The organism is Streptomyces sp. ISL-98 (assembly GCF_018614055.1).
Taxonomy (GTDB): Bacteria; Actinomycetota; Actinomycetes; order Streptomycetales; family Streptomycetaceae; genus Streptomyces; species Streptomyces spiramyceticus.
Map to the genome: position 1 here is coordinate 1 of NZ_JAGGPB010000064.1, position 13,500 is coordinate 13,500.

Annotated in this window: 15 protein-coding genes and 2 pseudogenes; 9 read left to right on the forward strand and 8 right to left on the reverse strand. The window is 68.9% G+C overall.

All coding sequences use genetic code 11. The annotated features are described in order from the left end of the window. Nucleotides 1-160: 160 nt before the first annotated feature. A complete protein-coding gene (locus tag J7I98_RS33630; protein WP_214928851.1) occupies nucleotides 161-508 on the reverse strand; it encodes a VOC family protein in 348 nt (115 codons plus the stop codon). 174 nt (nucleotides 509-682) lie between these two features. Here J7I98_RS33630 and J7I98_RS33635 point away from each other — a divergent pair, with 174 nt between their 5' ends. Next, nucleotides 683-1,081 carry a hypothetical protein gene (locus tag J7I98_RS33635; protein ID WP_214928852.1) on the forward strand — a complete coding sequence of 133 codons (399 nt, stop codon included), beginning with the start codon at nucleotides 683-685 and terminating at the stop codon, nucleotides 1,079-1,081. A 172-nt stretch (nucleotides 1,082-1,253) separates the two neighbouring features. Here the strand turns inward: J7I98_RS33635 and J7I98_RS33640 are convergent, their stop codons facing one another. Next, entirely contained in the window at nucleotides 1,254-2,375 is a 1,122-nt protein-coding gene (locus J7I98_RS33640; protein WP_214928853.1) for a hypothetical protein, read from the reverse strand. A gap of 252 nt (nucleotides 2,376-2,627) precedes the next feature. On the opposite strand from J7I98_RS33640, the gene J7I98_RS33645 reads away from it, so the two are divergent. Further along, nucleotides 2,628-3,083 carry a transposase gene (locus tag J7I98_RS33645; protein WP_214928854.1) on the forward strand — a complete coding sequence of 152 codons (456 nt, stop codon included), beginning with the start codon at nucleotides 2,628-2,630 and terminating at the stop codon, nucleotides 3,081-3,083. 1,157 nt (nucleotides 3,084-4,240) lie between these two features. Here J7I98_RS33645 and J7I98_RS33650 read toward each other — a convergent pair. Both J7I98_RS33650 and J7I98_RS33655 read right to left on the reverse strand, forming a co-directional pair. After that, entirely contained in the window at nucleotides 4,241-5,803 is a 1,563-nt protein-coding gene (locus J7I98_RS33650; protein ID WP_251021588.1) for an FAD-dependent monooxygenase, read from the reverse strand. A gap of 128 nt (nucleotides 5,804-5,931) precedes the next feature. After that, nucleotides 5,932-6,126, reverse strand: coding sequence for a hypothetical protein (locus J7I98_RS33655; RefSeq protein ID WP_214928855.1), 195 nt, complete (start codon nucleotides 6,124-6,126; stop codon nucleotides 5,932-5,934). Between the two features lie 287 nt (nucleotides 6,127-6,413). Between J7I98_RS33655 and J7I98_RS33660 the strand changes: the two genes are divergently transcribed. Then, nucleotides 6,414-6,644 carry a hypothetical protein gene (locus J7I98_RS33660; RefSeq protein ID WP_214928856.1) on the forward strand — a complete coding sequence of 77 codons (231 nt, stop codon included), beginning with the start codon at nucleotides 6,414-6,416 and terminating at the stop codon, nucleotides 6,642-6,644. A 337-nt stretch (nucleotides 6,645-6,981) separates the two neighbouring features. Here J7I98_RS33660 and J7I98_RS33665 read toward each other — a convergent pair whose 3' ends face one another. After that, nucleotides 6,982-7,344, reverse strand: a complete 363-nt coding sequence (locus J7I98_RS33665) for a hypothetical protein (protein WP_214928857.1) — start codon at nucleotides 7,342-7,344, stop codon at nucleotides 6,982-6,984. Between the two features lie 47 nt (nucleotides 7,345-7,391). Beyond that, nucleotides 7,392-7,742 (reverse strand): DoxX family protein, encoded by a 351-nt coding sequence (locus tag J7I98_RS33670; protein WP_214928858.1) that lies wholly within the window; start codon nucleotides 7,740-7,742, stop codon nucleotides 7,392-7,394. Between the two features lie 109 nt (nucleotides 7,743-7,851). Here J7I98_RS33670 and J7I98_RS33675 point away from each other — a divergent pair, with 109 nt between their 5' ends. Further along, nucleotides 7,852-8,751: a LysR family transcriptional regulator gene (locus tag J7I98_RS33675; protein WP_214928859.1), complete on the forward strand. Its 900-nt coding sequence runs from the start codon at nucleotides 7,852-7,854 to the stop codon at nucleotides 8,749-8,751. A 255-nt stretch (nucleotides 8,752-9,006) separates the two neighbouring features. Next, nucleotides 9,007-9,150, forward strand: a complete 144-nt coding sequence (locus J7I98_RS41650) for a hypothetical protein (RefSeq protein WP_251021589.1) — start codon at nucleotides 9,007-9,009, stop codon at nucleotides 9,148-9,150. Nucleotides 9,151-9,275: 125 nt separating this feature from the next. On the opposite strand, the pseudogene J7I98_RS42725 reads toward J7I98_RS41650, so the two are convergent. Further along, nucleotides 9,276-9,431: pseudogene (locus J7I98_RS42725) on the reverse strand (transposase); the annotation flags it as partial. A gap of 391 nt (nucleotides 9,432-9,822) precedes the next feature. Between J7I98_RS42725 and J7I98_RS33685 the strand changes: the two are divergent. After that, complete coding sequence (locus tag J7I98_RS33685) at nucleotides 9,823-10,398, forward strand: MepB family protein (protein WP_214928860.1); 576 nt, start codon at nucleotides 9,823-9,825, stop codon at nucleotides 10,396-10,398. Between the two features lie 50 nt (nucleotides 10,399-10,448). On the opposite strand, the pseudogene J7I98_RS33690 reads toward J7I98_RS33685, so the two are convergent. Beyond that, a pseudogene (locus tag J7I98_RS33690) lies at nucleotides 10,449-10,619 on the reverse strand (ATP-binding protein); the annotation flags it as partial. Nucleotides 10,620-11,904: 1,285 nt separating this feature from the next. On the opposite strand from J7I98_RS33690, the gene J7I98_RS33700 reads away from it, so the two are divergent. From J7I98_RS33700 to J7I98_RS33710, 3 genes are read left to right on the forward strand one after another with little or no spacing between them, the layout of a single operon-like run. Beyond that, complete coding sequence (locus J7I98_RS33700) at nucleotides 11,905-12,108, forward strand: hypothetical protein (RefSeq protein WP_214928861.1); 204 nt, start codon at nucleotides 11,905-11,907, stop codon at nucleotides 12,106-12,108. After that, nucleotides 12,105-12,698 carry a sigma-70 family RNA polymerase sigma factor gene (locus J7I98_RS33705; RefSeq protein ID WP_308378032.1) on the forward strand — a complete coding sequence of 198 codons (594 nt, stop codon included), beginning with the start codon at nucleotides 12,105-12,107 and terminating at the stop codon, nucleotides 12,696-12,698. The genes J7I98_RS33700 and J7I98_RS33705 overlap by 4 nt, the downstream gene beginning before the upstream one ends. A 3-nt stretch (nucleotides 12,699-12,701) precedes the next feature. Continuing rightward, nucleotides 12,702-13,388, forward strand: a complete 687-nt coding sequence (locus J7I98_RS33710; protein ID WP_214928862.1) for a hypothetical protein — start codon at nucleotides 12,702-12,704, stop codon at nucleotides 13,386-13,388. Nucleotides 13,389-13,500: the final 112 nt, after the last annotated feature.

Below are 13,500 nucleotides of genomic sequence, written 5' to 3' on the forward strand. Positions count from 1 at the left end.
ACGATCGTGCCGCCCAGAAACACGGCGGTACCCCCACCAGCCGCTGCTTGACATCCATAGGGGCATCAAACTCGCCGTCCGCTATGAGGCCACCGTCCTTATCGCAGCCATCAACGAGTGGCTGTGACCAGCACTTTCGCCAAAGGTGCGGGAGAGGCCATCAGTGGTGGCCCAGCACGTTGACCACCCGTCCGCTGGGGTCGCGGACGAAGAACCGCCGCACGCCCCACTCCTCATTCTGCAAGGGGTGCACGATCTCCGCACCGCTGTCCCGCATGACCGCATAAGCCGCATCCACGTCGTCCACCTCGACGCTCATGTCGGGGGTGACAGGCGCGGTCTTGTCACTGGTCATGACGCTGATCTGCGCTGCCGGGGTGGACGGGGAGGCGAGCGTCATGATCCAGCCGTGGTTCATGACCTCTTCGAAGCCCAGCAGGCCATAGAACTCCCGGCTCTCCTGCACGGCCTCCGACTGAATGTTGGGCACGACACGGCGAACGGCCATCGACGACTCCAAGTGAGAACAAACGTGTCTCCATGTCTCTCCAGGAGTACTACGCCACGTCCGCCGCCGCACACACTTTCGCAACACGCCCTAGCGCTTCCCTCGGATTATGAAGAATTGGCTGCCGGTCGATCAGACCGGACAGAGCGAAGGAACGAACGAGGAGGGGGCTGAATGGCTCTCGTCATCGAACTTCGGCGCGGGGTCTCGGCCTCCCGGACCGGACGGAAACCAGGACCGCATCCCGCAGCAGGGACGCTGGAGCGGATAGTCGTCGATGACGAGCTCTGGACGGCCCTCGAAACGCTGGGCCGACACCAGCTGCCCACCCTGGCTGACGTCGATCCTTATGGGGACACCACGCTGCGCGGTGAAACAGCGGACCAGATGGTGCGGGAGCTGGAAGGTTCGGATCTCGCTCGGCTGATAGGTGCTGAGACGGAGGCCGTCTCGACACTACTGCCTGGGGCCTGCGCTGCCGCGCGGACAGAGACCTGCGCATTGCCTTCTCGGGCGATTAATCCGCGACTCTCCGATCATCTGATCGTTGGTCCCGAGTGTGCCGTTGACTGACGCGAAGTGGACGCGGATCGAGCCGTTACCCCCGGACCGGACACCGAAGCGGGGTGGAAGGTAGCGGGATCACCGGCAGACACCTCACTGAGCGTTTTCCATCCTCAGTCTGAGCTGGCTCAGCTGGGCACGGTGCTGTGCTCGGGGCGCGATACGGAAGCACGTGGTGACGCTACTGGTGGTCGTTCCTCTCCGCCTCTGGGGCGATGGCTGTCGCTGGGAAGGTGCGGCGGACCTCCGTGAAGAGGTGGGGGCAGTCGGTGTCATGGGTGACCGCCGTGGCGAGGAGGGCGTCGAGCGCCGCCTTGAGGGGGTCGGGGGCGGCAGCATCGAAGAGAGCGGCGAAGGCGGCGACCTGGGGCAAGCCGGGGGTTCCGTCGTGGGAGTGGGGAATGCGTGCGTCGGAGAGTGCGGCGTCCCGCAGCCGTCGTGGGTGGTCCAGCGGCGGCGAGTAGGGCTCGCCCCGGTCGAGCTCCACCAGGCCACGCGCTACCCAGTCGATTTCGCTGAGCCCTGCTGTCGCACAGGCGCGGTGCGCTGCCCAGCGGGCGAGCGCGCGCTGTTCCTCGGGGCCTGCGGCGTCGATCGCGTGCACGAGTGCGGCATCAAGGCCCACGAGGCCCTTCGGATAGCCCTGGACCCCCCGGAGCTTGTCCCGGACATCCCGCAGCCGGTCGCTGGGCAGGCGCCCGCCCCACGCGTCCATCTCCTGTTGCAGTTCGGTGCGCTCCTCCTCCTCGCGGGCCTGGCGCTCGGCCTCGGCTCGCTCCTCGGGGGTGGGGCCCGGGGGCTGCTTGCGCGCGAACTCGTGCCAATAGGCTGCGGTTTGGCTGGTCTCCTTGACCACGCGGTCCGGGGCCGGCGGGCTCGGCCAGAATCGCAGCAGATACTCATCCCGCACGGGTTCGCCCGCGTCGCGTACGGCGTTGTGCGCCTCGTCCATGCCCCGGCAGTGGTACCGGACCCGGTACGAGGTCTCGGAGAGGGGGAGCGGATACCGGCGCCTGTCCCACTCCACGAGCTCGATCTCGTCCGATTCGGGCCGGAACGACACCTCGACGATGTCCTCCCAGACGTCGGCGTCCAGGGGCGGCTCCGTCTCGTGCAGCTCAACGGTGAACGGGACGGAGCCGGTGTGCATTCCGGTCAGCAGAAAGAGCTCGCCTGGCACCGCCCCGCCGCACAGCCCGGCCCGCTGCCCGGCGAAAGAATCTTCGAGGGAGTGGCCGTCGTCGCTGCAGACATAGATCTGCCCGTAGGCCACGTGAACTTCGCCGCTCAAGAGTGTTCGCATAGATCAAGCGTGGCGCACGGGTCTGACAATGAGGATGTACGCGGCATCGCCCGGGGTTCTGACTCTGGGTCTGACTGGCGCTTCGGCTGTCCATCGATTGAACCGTCGGCCCCGGGGTGATGCCGCTGCGTGTGCTCGTGGGCGTTTGCAACCTCATAGGGCCTTGGCCGTCGGGCCTCTTCACTGTCTTGTCCGTCTGTCCGGGCAGCACACGCTGTTCCACGCCTCTTACGGAAGGACGGCAGAGCAAGCATGACCGCGCCCGGGATAGCGGTGATCGGCGGAGTCGACACCCACACGGACATCCACCAGGCCGCAGTGATCGACTCGGTCGGCCGTCACCTGGACACGCAGTCCTTCGAGACGACCTCGGCCGGTTACGAGCAACTGCTGGCCTGGCTGCGGGCCCAGAGCGACCTCATCGCGGTCGGGATGGAAGGCACTGGAGCCTACGGCGCCGAACTCGCCCGGTTCCTGACGGTGAACGGCCTCGCAGTCGTCGAGGTCGACCGCCCGGACCGCAAGGCCAGCCGGACTCACCGCAAGTCCGATCCGATCGACGCCTACGCAGCGGCCACCGCAGTCCTGTCCGGTCGCGCGAGCGGAACGCCGAAGAGCCGGGACGGCATTGTGGAAGCCATCCGCACGTGGTTCGCAGGAGCGCGGTCAAGGCCCGAACGCAAACCACCAATCAGATCCGCGCCCTGATGGTCACCGCCCCTCCGCTCTGCGAGACAAACTGCGAGGACTGCCCACCAGCCTACTGATCGACCCTTGCCCGGACCCGGCCCGCCGGTGACCTCACAGACCCGGCCTGCGAGGCCAAGACCGCGCTCCGCCGCCTGGCCCGGCGCTACCAGGCCCTTCAGCAGGAGATCAAAGAGGCCGACGCAGACCTCACCCCCCTCGTGACCAAGGCGGCACCCAGCCTGGTCGCCCTGCCCGGAGTGGGCACCGAAACGGCCGGCCAGCTGCTGATCGCTGCGGTCCGGGCACTCAACCATGCGCGAGGATCCGACATCCGCTGTGTTACCCAGGCTCTCGTTGAAAGCGCTCACGCACAGTCGGTGCCGGGGCGATGCGGACGACCTGGGGGTCCCTGCGTGTTGTTGCATCTGATGCAACAACCTGGCGTCGCTGCGCCGGTTGAGGTAAGAGGCAGATCAGCGCGGCTATGCGTCCTTCGGGTGTTGCCTCCACCTGACGTTTCGTCCGGTTCTCCGAACTTCAGCACTTGCATCGGATGCATCTCCGCTCGAATTCGTACGTAGCGCAGCGGGTGCCGCCAGGTGCCCCGGTCGATGGCTGTGCCGGCGCTGATCTCCGCGACCAGCTCGGGGATGACCAGGATGGGGTCGAGGGTGTCGCGGCTCCTCCAGGAGGCGGTGAACCGTACGCCCGTCCACGGATGTTCGGGGTCGGCTTCAGTGAGGTGGTCGGTGAGCTGCCTGGCGGCGTCCGGCTTCAGCGGCGTGGTCCGGCCGTCGGCGTCGTACCGCCCGAGGACGAGCAGCTGCGGCTGCTGCAGGGAGCCGGTGACGCCCCCGGTGATCGCTTCGGTGGTCTGGCGACGGCACTGGTGAAAAGGCAGTATTCCGCCCTTGCGCTATTCTCCTGGGGACGATCAGACACGAGTACGTCCGCGACCGCGCCCTCGAAGGCCACGAGTCCGCCCGCAAGCGGGGCAAGACGATCGGCGGCGCCGGTCCGCACTCTCACCACGGCCGGTGCGGGGGCCTTGCCGGTGCTGCCCGACGCGGCTCCCACGATGCCCGGCGGCCGGATTCCCGGGCCATAGTGGAAGACCACGAACACGGCGGGCAGGGGGCACAGTTCACGCCCCCCGCCCCACCCGGAGCAGCGGATCAGCCCGGCGTCACCGCGCCCTCCGGCACTCCGAACCACTCCTCCAGCGCCCCCGCCAGCCCGGCCGTCGACGTCGGCGCCTGCGCCCCCGCGTCGGCCGCCCATGCCGTGAAGCCGTCCGGACGGACGAGGACCGCCGCCAGTTCCGGGCGGGACGGGCAGCCGGCCGTCAGGGTGTCGACGCGGCCGGCGTACCCCGCGGCGAGGGCCCGGAGCTCCGGGTCGTCGGTGAGGTCGAGCAGGAGCGCCCGGCCGCCGTGGAGGTGGTCCGCGAGGCGGCCGCCGTCGGTGAGTTCGAGGTCCGGGGCGCTGCGGCCGGTCAGCGGGTGCTCGCCCGGCAGCTCGTAGCGCACCCCGGCACCGTTGAGCCGCGCGGTGAGGTACGTGGTGCCCACGACCGTCCCCGCCAGGTCGCTGACGATCTCGCGCAGGGCCCGGGACTGCGGGTCCGGGCGCATGGCCGCGACCTGGGACCGGGTCCAGTCCAGGACCCACGCGCCGACCGGGTGCCGCTCGGAGGTGTACGTGTCCAGCAGCCTTTCCGGCGCCCGGCCGCCGATCACCGCGGCGAGCTTCCAGCCGAGGTTCATCGCGTCCCCGATACCCAGGCTCAGCCCCTGGCTCCCGAACGCGGAGTGCACGTGCGCCGCGTCACCCGCCAGCAGCACCCGGCCCTTGCGGTACTCGGTGACCTGGCGGGCGTGGTCGGTGAAGCGGGTCGCGGTCCGCACCCCGGTGATCGTGACGTCCACGCCGGATACGCGGCGCAGCCGTGCCTGGAGGTCCTCGGTGGTGACCGGCGCGTCGCGGTCGGCCGGCGGGCCGTCGAGCTCCACGGTGACGACGCGGCCCGGCATCGGCCCGTGGGCGTACACCCCGGTGTCCGTGGCGGTCCAGCCGACCTTCAGGTCCTCGGCGCCGGTCATCTCCACGACCGCCTGGTGACAGGTGATCTCCGGGTCTGTACCGGGAAATTCGAACCCCGCGAGCTTGCGGACCGTGCTGCGGCCGCCGTCGCAGCCCACGAGCCAGCCGGCGCGTATCGCCCCGCCGCTCGTCCGCACGGTGACGGCCCCGTCGTCCGCGTCGAAGCCGGTCAGCTCCACTCCCCGGTGCACGTCGACGCCGAGCTCGTCCGCCCGCCCGCCGAGCAGCCGCTCGATGTCCTGCTGCGCCACGAGAGCGATCTCGGCGGCGGGTCCGGCATCACCGAAGCCCGGCTCCGTACGGTCGACCAGGTCGGCGCGCAGCATGATCCCGGCGAAGTGCCCGACGAACCCGAGCCCTTGGCCTGCAGCCCCGCCTCCGTCCCCGCCGTTCCGCTCGCGCATGAACGCCTGGAAGCGGTCCATCGCCTGCCGCTGCACCTCGGCCAGCGCGGGCAGCATGCCCCGGCGGTAGAGCGCCTCGGCGCTGGGCGTGGTGATCGCCCCGCCCTTGATCGTCGGGTCCACTTCGGTGAGGCGCTCCAGGACGGCCACCCGCGCGCCTCCGAGCCGGAGCTCGCAGGCCAGCATCAGTCCGACCGGGCCGCCTCCGGCCACCACTACGTCATAGTCCATGACGCCCACTATGACCGAGGGCGAAAAAGGCCCTTTCACCGCCCTGACCAGCCACAACAGCGCCGCGATGTCAAGGGACGGGCCCCGCGAGGAGGGACGGGACGCGGGCCGTCCGCGCTCCTCCTCGGCTACCCCACCCGCAGCCGCCGGTGCAACGCCTCGACGTTCCCGCCCACCTCACCGAGCACCGCCCATATCCCGTCGCTCAACGACAGGCCACCGTGGCGCGACCGTGCCTCGATCGGACCCTCACGGCCCTCGGCCAGCCCCCGCCACACCGCCCGCTCCGACACCCCCGCAGCCTCAGCCGCGAATCCGCACATGGAGCGTCCCTAGCGATCCGCTCTGGTCCACCGCCAGCAGACGCCGCACCACCACACCACGCAGCAACCCCGCATCACCCGCCCGCACAGAAGACGTGACAGGAGCACCCTCTACCGACCGCTCACGAGCCATACCCCCAGCACAAACCCCACTTACCGGCCCTCACGCAGGAACAGCGAAACCACGAGCGGCAGAACGGGCGGTCCCGCGGGTAGTCGGCAGACCGCCCTTTTGTCGTTTGCAGCCCGCGCGATGGCTCGGAGACCTTGCCGCATGTAAGGCGCTCTTGCGGGGGTGGGTCATCCACCGCACGCTGGTGGTCGCTGTCGGCCACACTCCTCAGGAGGCCAGACTGTGGGCGTCGAAGCTCCCGGCGTTCCGTAAGGCGTCCCCCGAGGCTGTTTTCGTGCTGGCGCAGGCGGAGGCGCGGCGGTGGGAGGACCTGGTGTCGGACGGCGTGCCGGACATCGATGTGGTGGCCAAGGGAGCGCGGGCGTGGGCGGACTTGTGGGCATAAGGCTCTACCGCTGAACGCATCCATGCCGGGGCCGGGCGTGGCCGCCCCGGTCAGAGGTGTGGTCGCACCCTTGGCGTTGATTTTTCGGCGAAAGCTACAGGGCCCCTAATGGAGCGCGGCCGAACGCGGCGCGATGGCCTTCCCCAGGCGACATCAGGGAAGACCATCGGCATCTCGTTGGCGCGGGCCCAGCGCAGCGTGTTGAGGGTGACGTCGGGCAGGTGCTGCTGGGCCTGGCGCAGCCCGACGGCGTCGTCCTCGGAGACGGCGGGCGCCGATGCCGGCTCTTCGCCGCTGGGGGTGGGCGGCGGTCTCGGGGGGCTGCGTCGGGAGCGTGTCAGCGCCTTGCGGAGCCGCCTTGGTGAGGTGGGGCGCATCGTCGTCCGGCGGGATGAATTCGGGTGCGGATACGGGCGCCGAGGGGCTGTCCATAGTGGTATCCGGGGTGGCAGTGGGTGCCGTTCATCGCCCATTCCCTGGCTTCATGCTCGGTGAAGAAGAGGACTGGTGTCTCGTGCGCGGTGCCGCCGAGGACGACTTGGGCGCGGCCGGTGTGCTTGGGGCTCTTGGGGGCGGGCGATATTTCGGGGGTGAGCATGCGCCAGGCGTTCATGGTGCAGCGGGCGAGGATGCGGGTGTAGAGGCGCCGTTTGCGGATCTCGGGGCCGCCCAGCGCGGCCTGCAGCGGCCACCCCTTCATCCAGTCTGTTCGAGCCCCACACCGGTCGCCAACTGACGCCCGACCGTTCACCGCACGACGGCGAGGACCAGAGCCGCGCCGGCCAGCCCCAGGAACGCACCGGGAAAGGCGATGTTGTAGAGGACACGGGCCCGGACGTGGACGGCGACGGCGCAGACCATGAAAAGCACGAGCCCGGTCGCGGCGGCGATCCCGATCAACCGGAAGCCCAGGAGCCCGAGCATGAGCCCCACGGCTCCGGCCCCCTTCAGCGCGCCGAGCATTGGGAGCCAGGAGTGTGGGACGCCCACTTCGGCCGCGTTGGCGAGGACGGACCGGGCTCTCGCGAAGTTGGTGACGGCCTCCCAGGCGTTGGCCAGGATCGTGAGGACGGTGACGCATAGGTAGGCGATGAACATGCCCAAGCTCCGTTCGGCACACCGGGGTCGGCCGACCGTCGGCCCCCTGTGGAAACCCTCGCTCTGCTCCCTCTTGGGCGTCCAATACCTGCATCGATAACCTGACGGCATGGACGTCCACACCCGACTGCTGCGCTCCTTCGTCGCAGTGGCCGAGGAGGGGAACCTCACCCGCGCCGCTGAACGGCTGTTCGTGTCCCAGCCGGCGCTGACCAAACAGATCAAGCAGCTGGAAACCCTGCTCGGGTTGGCGCTGTTCACCCGGTCCCGCGCCGGCATGGCCCTCACGGGCCCCGGCCGCACCCTGGCGGAGCGGATCCCCGCGCTCCTGTCCGACTGGGATCAGGTCCTGAGCGACACGAGGACCGCGGCCCGCCGGGCGGCCCGCGTCCTGCGGATCGGCTTCCTCGCCAGCGCCGCCAACGAGACCACCCCGGGCATCATCGCGGCGTTCGCCCGCCGTAGGCCGGGCTGGCGGGCCGAGATGCGGCAGGCGTCGTGGTCGAACCCGACCGCCGGGCTCGCCGACGCGGACGTCGACGTCGCCCTACTGCGGCTGCCCTTCCCCGGCCAGGACGCCCTGCGCGTGGAGGTGCTGTTCACCGAGCCCCGCTGGGTCGCCCTGCCCGCCGCCCACCCGCTCGCCGCGCGCGAGCGGATCCCCTTCCGAGACCTGTGGGACGAGCCGTTCGTGGCGGCCCCGCCCGAAACCGGCGCGTGGCGGGAGTACTGGCTGGCCACCGACGAACGCGAAGGCCAACCGGTCCGCGTCGGGGCCGTCACCGACCAACCCGACGACTGGCTCAGCGCGATCGCCAACGGCTACGGCATCGCCCTCACCCCCGAGTCCTCCGCCCGCTTCTACGCCCGCCCAGGCGTCACCTACCGCCCCGTCAGCGGCCTCAGCCCCAGCCGGGTCGGCGTCGCCTGGGCCCCCTCGAACGACACCGACCCCGTGGTCCAGGACTTCGTACGCTGCTGCCTGGACACCCGACCCGACCAGGGATGAACTGCTGATGGCTCGCAACCCAAGAAAGGCCCGGCGCCTCATGGCCGACGAGGACACCTACATGTGGTCGGTGCGCCACGCCCACCGCGCGCTGGGCGCCGGCCGGGGGTACGAGGACTGCCGCGAGACCCTCGCGCTCTACCTGGCCGGGACCCGGGGGCCCTGCGCATCGTCTTCCGAGCGGGCCCCGGCAGACTCGTCCCGGACGGCTGTCCGATGCACTCCGGGGAGGTCTGCAAAGCCGAGGGCGGAAGCTTGAACCTGCACGAACCCGGCACCGCCCGGGCCCTGCTCGACGTGGCCCAGGCCCGCGGGTGGGCGTCCCGACAACCCCGCGACGAAGAGATCGACGGATGGCCCCTTTTCGACGCCACGGCCAAGACGCGAGCGATCGGCTGAGGACGTCACGGCTGTCACCGGGCTTCGCCCACGAGTCGGTGTGCCAGGTGATCCGCATCGGCGCCGAGTGGTCCGAGGGGCGCGTCCGCCTGACCAACAACTAGTGCCGCATCAAGCAACGTTCGCCTTGTCACCAGCATGCGTAGGCGCTCATCCTGAGCGTGCTTGTTACGCCAGATGATGTAGCGGCGGATCATGCCGCCCTGGGGCTCGTGGCTGGGGTGGTCGGTGCCGTCCAGGGCGAAGTAGCGCAGGGAGGTGAACTGGGCTTCGATCCGGTTGAAGGGCTCACCGAGACGAGCGCGAGCAGATCAGCGAGGCCACACGGACTCTGTGGAATACCCGGACCGTCTCTCTCGGCGTCTGGGCTCCCGAGCCGAACCTGCGGCTGAAGCACGACGCATGACCACGTCACCGTTGCCAGGTTGGCTTCGTTCATTTCTAGGAACAACGTTTGTCGACGGGTTGTGGGAGCAGTTGGTTATCAACCGGCTCGTGGATGTTCACCAGAAGTGACGGCACTGTTATGCCGGCGAACAGCGGGGTGCCAGCCGCCCACCAGTGTCTGCGCTCGACTGGGTTCGTCGTCTGGGTGCCCTGCGGTGAGGATGACCGGCAGGCTGGGTCGCTCATGCGTTCGGTGGCTGGTGGTGGCAGGATGCAGGAATGTCGATGGAACGTGATGTCTCTTCGGAGCTTGGCGCCCGTGATCCCGGGTCTTGGCCGAGTGCGGCTGGGATCCCCGGTGATCTGTTGGTGGCAAAGGAACTGGTGTATGACCCCAGTGGTTTCACGTGCTCACAGCCGGTGCCTGAAGCGGAGAGCACTGAGTACGGGGCATGCGAGTTCACGCTGGATGGCTTTTCGGTCAGGTTTCGCGTGGCCAAGACAACCCCGACGAAAGTCGGTCAGTTCGTCACTGTGTGGAAGAGGTCCGCGAGCGGGCCGATCCAGCCGTTCGACGCTGAAGATCCCGTTGATCTCTTCGTCATCAGCACTCGCGAGGACCAACGGTTCGGACAGTTCGTGTTTCCTCGAGACGTGCTCTGTGAACGGGGCATCGTGTCAAGGAACGGATCCGGCGGGAAGCGGGCGTTCCGTGTTTATCCGCCGTGGGTGACGACCACCAGCCAGCAAGCCCGCAACACGCAGACGTGGCAGTTGAACCACTTTCTGCATGTGCCTGAACACGAGCCCATCGACACTGCCCGGGCCTGCGCCTTGTATCACCCCAGTGGCCACCGGTGACACCCCATTTGTAGTCAGTAGCTGGACGACGAAGCCCGCCCTCCACGAGGTCAGCGAGCCTTGACGGGCTCTTCAGCTCGTGCCCGGGTGCTGGCGAGGCGGTAGGAGTTGGTGCCGGTCTCGATGATGGTGCCGTCAAACGTGAGTCGGTCGAGGATCGCCGCGCAGAGCCGGGGGTCGGTGAAGGTCCTGGTCCAGCCGCCGAACGATTCGTTCGAGGCCTCGGTGGGAAGGACAAGGCCGAGAGCAGCGGCCGCACGGTCCCTCCGAGCCACCAGGTCGGGCATGTCCTCCAGGTACTCGGCAGCCAGCTCGGCGCTCTCCTCCGCAGTGAACGCTTGGCAGTCACGCCACCAGGGCGCGACCAGCAGAAGCTGCAGGAGCTCCGTCAGACCGATCGCGACCAGAGCCGCGCCGCCCTCGGAGTCTGCGTAGAGGACCGGGCGTTCCTCGCCGCCATCGCCGCAGAAGAAGTACGTACCCCCAGCACCGTCACCTGCAAATCCCTCCAACGTCGCGCCCGACGCGAGGTGGACCTCCTCGACATGGTCGCCTCGGTCGGGGTCAAAGTCGCCGGGCCAGGCCAGGAAATCGGCAGTGTCGTCGTCTTCGTGGATGGAGGTGATCAGCGATCGCATGCGCTGCACCCTAGCTACCAGGACCGGCGCTCGGGCCTGTCGGGTCTGGAGTGGGGGTCTACGGACTGCAATCTCGTTGCAGGCGCCAAAGGCCCTGTCCTGGCGAGTGCTTAGGTGGCAGACGACTGCCGTGTGGCGGCGAGTTGAAGTTGGGGCGGCTGGACTGTGTAGTGGCGTTGGTCGCGGATCAGGGGCCCACAGGACGTTGGGGCGGCGGCGGGCGAGGAGGGCCCGGCGGCCAGCGCGGCGGATGCGGGCTGGGGTGCAGGTTCGGCAGCGGTCGCCAACGTCGTGGTGAATGCGAGACCGCAGGCCGGCAGGGCGTTACCGCAAAGGCGCGGCCGAACCCTGGAGTACGAGCTTCCGGCGGTTTCCCGGCCCACAGCCACCTGTGGGCCGGGAAACCGCCGGAAGTTGCGCAGCGACGCTGCGCCGGTGGGCAGGCTTCGCTGCAAGAGGCATGCCCGGGTCGGTGGGCGCTGGCGGCCTGCGGGGCGAGACCCGTGAGAGCCTCGTGCTTGGCCGCCGATAACCGCTGACGAAACCTGCCGACAGTTGAGTGACCTGCGCCACATCCGGTTCGGATGGCACTGCCATCGAGGTGCCCTAGAGCCGTGCCGCACTTACGAACTGGTCGCCCATCACCCCAGGTCAGACATGCCCGAGAGCGCCCACCTGATCACTGATTGCGGCAGGTGGGGCGTGTGATTTTCGGCTGCAGGTAAGCGAACGGTCGCTACTCGTAATTTTTTCGAAAGTCGCGTTGCACGTTTGACCGGCCCGGTCCGAAAGGCTGCGTCTTGAGGACAGCGAAGTCCTCCGGCACCCGGGGAAGTTGACGGTGCCGTCCAGAAGAGAAGGACAAGCCGTGACGCCTGATGACGTCTTCGCCCTGCTGCTGCTCGCCACCGCCGTGCGTGTCTTCACCCCGGACCTGCGCCACCTGACGCGGCGTCTGCTGCGCGCCGGGGTGCGGGTGGGAGCTGCCGCGCTGATAGAGGACCGCTCACGCGGCTCCCTCCAGAGTGAGGCCCTGGTTCCCGTCGGCCGCGACGAGGAGGCCCAGCCGTGAACGCCCCTCTCCCGTCGCCGGATGATTCCGGCGAGCGACTGGCCGAAGTGCAGTACTGCATGCCGCCCGCACTGGAGGCCTTCCACGACATGTACGTGAAGGCCTACCTCAACTACGCCCACACGATGCTGGGCGACAAGGACGCCGCCCGCGCCGTGGTGCGCCGCTGCTTCTCCCATCTGGCCCTGAACTGGGAACGGGTCATGCGCCAAGAGAGCCCGGAGGCATACGCGTGGGCGCTGTTGAAAGTCCGGGTGGATACCCACCTGCGGCTGGCCGGCCTGGATCCGCAGCTGGTGGAGACCGCCGCTTTCCAGCGCACCGCGTCCGCGGTGCTGGAGTCGGTGCGCTGCACGTTCGCGGTGATGGAGACCGCCCTGGGCCTCTACACCGCCATCGCCTCCCTGCCCGAGCGGCAGTACGACGCGATCGTGCTGCTGTACGTGCTCGGCTACCCCTCCGACAAGGTCGCCAGCATCATGGGCGTCGAACGGGACACCGTCCGCTCCCACCGGCGCCTGGCCCGGCGACGAATAGCCAAGAAGCTCGGCCTGCCCCCGTACGCGGTCGCTGACGAGAAGAAGGACTGACCCATGCAGCATCCGCGCAGCTTCGACGAAGCCCTGGACGACGCCGTGATCCCCGACGCTTTCACCGACTACGACCTGGCCGCCTCCAAACAGGAGGTCGCCCACGACGTCATGAACACCCTCCTGTTCGACAGCGCGCTCTCCCGCAGCGCCGGTATCGCGCGCACCACCCCGGCCACCCCGGCCAGTTTCTTCCCTGCCCTCCACGACCAAGCGGCCAAAGACCTGGACGCCCTCTCTGCAGAGGCACTCAACGGCATCGACGCCGCCGAACACCTCGCCCGTCTGGTCAACGCCCGCCGCATCGAACCCGACGGCGCACTGCAGTTCGCCTGCCTGCTCAACCTGGCCGGGAGCCACGAAGCCGCCCAGTTCTGGTGGCAGTTCGCCGCAGGCTCAGGCAACCCCACAGCCGCCTACTGCCTCTACCTCCTGCACCTCGCACGCGGCGAACGCCGCGACGCCGACCACTGGGCCGACCAAGCCGCCGACCTCGACTCCGAAGACCTCATCCCAGCCGGCCGACTGAACATCCGCCACACCACCCGCCATAGCCACCGCGCACCCAACCCGGCCCTGCGCGCCCTCGTGGAACGCCTGACAACCGACGAAGACGACGAATTCGGCAGCGTCCCCCACCCCGACCCCCACCTCGCCGACCGCATCGAGGAACTCGCCGAAGCCCTCTGAGCACACCTCTGACTCCGGTCCCCGCCCCATATGAGCCGCAGGGCCGCACTCCTGCTGAACTGCCGTACTCCGCTTCGTCGCTCGTGCGGGATGGGATGTGCGCAACCGGCGA

Bases quoted from the DNA above. Each gene is read 5' to 3' on its own strand.
- J7I98_RS33670 (WP_214928858.1), bottom strand. From the start codon at position 7,742: ATGTTCATCGCCTACCTATGCGTCACCGTCCTCACGATCCTGGCCAAC.
- J7I98_RS33630 (WP_214928851.1), bottom strand. From the start codon at position 508: ATGGCCGTTCGCCGTGTCGTGCCCAACATTCAGTCGGAGGCCGTGCAG.
- J7I98_RS33675 (WP_214928859.1), top strand. From the start codon at position 7,852: ATGGACGTCCACACCCGACTGCTGCGCTCCTTCGTCGCAGTGGCCGAG.
- J7I98_RS33650 (WP_251021588.1), bottom strand. From the start codon at position 5,803: ATGGACTATGACGTAGTGGTGGCCGGAGGCGGCCCGGTCGGACTGATG.
- J7I98_RS33640 (WP_214928853.1), bottom strand. From the start codon at position 2,375: ATGCGAACACTCTTGAGCGGCGAAGTTCACGTGGCCTACGGGCAGATC.
- J7I98_RS33665 (WP_214928857.1), bottom strand. From the start codon at position 7,344: ATGAAGGGGTGGCCGCTGCAGGCCGCGCTGGGCGGCCCCGAGATCCGC.
- J7I98_RS33710 (WP_214928862.1), top strand. From the start codon at position 12,702: ATGCAGCATCCGCGCAGCTTCGACGAAGCCCTGGACGACGCCGTGATC.
- J7I98_RS33635 (WP_214928852.1), top strand. From the start codon at position 683: ATGGCTCTCGTCATCGAACTTCGGCGCGGGGTCTCGGCCTCCCGGACC.
- J7I98_RS33685 (WP_214928860.1), top strand. From the start codon at position 9,823: ATGGAACGTGATGTCTCTTCGGAGCTTGGCGCCCGTGATCCCGGGTCT.
- J7I98_RS33655 (WP_214928855.1), bottom strand. From the start codon at position 6,126: ATGTGCGGATTCGCGGCTGAGGCTGCGGGGGTGTCGGAGCGGGCGGTG.
- J7I98_RS33645 (WP_214928854.1), top strand. From the start codon at position 2,628: ATGACCGCGCCCGGGATAGCGGTGATCGGCGGAGTCGACACCCACACG.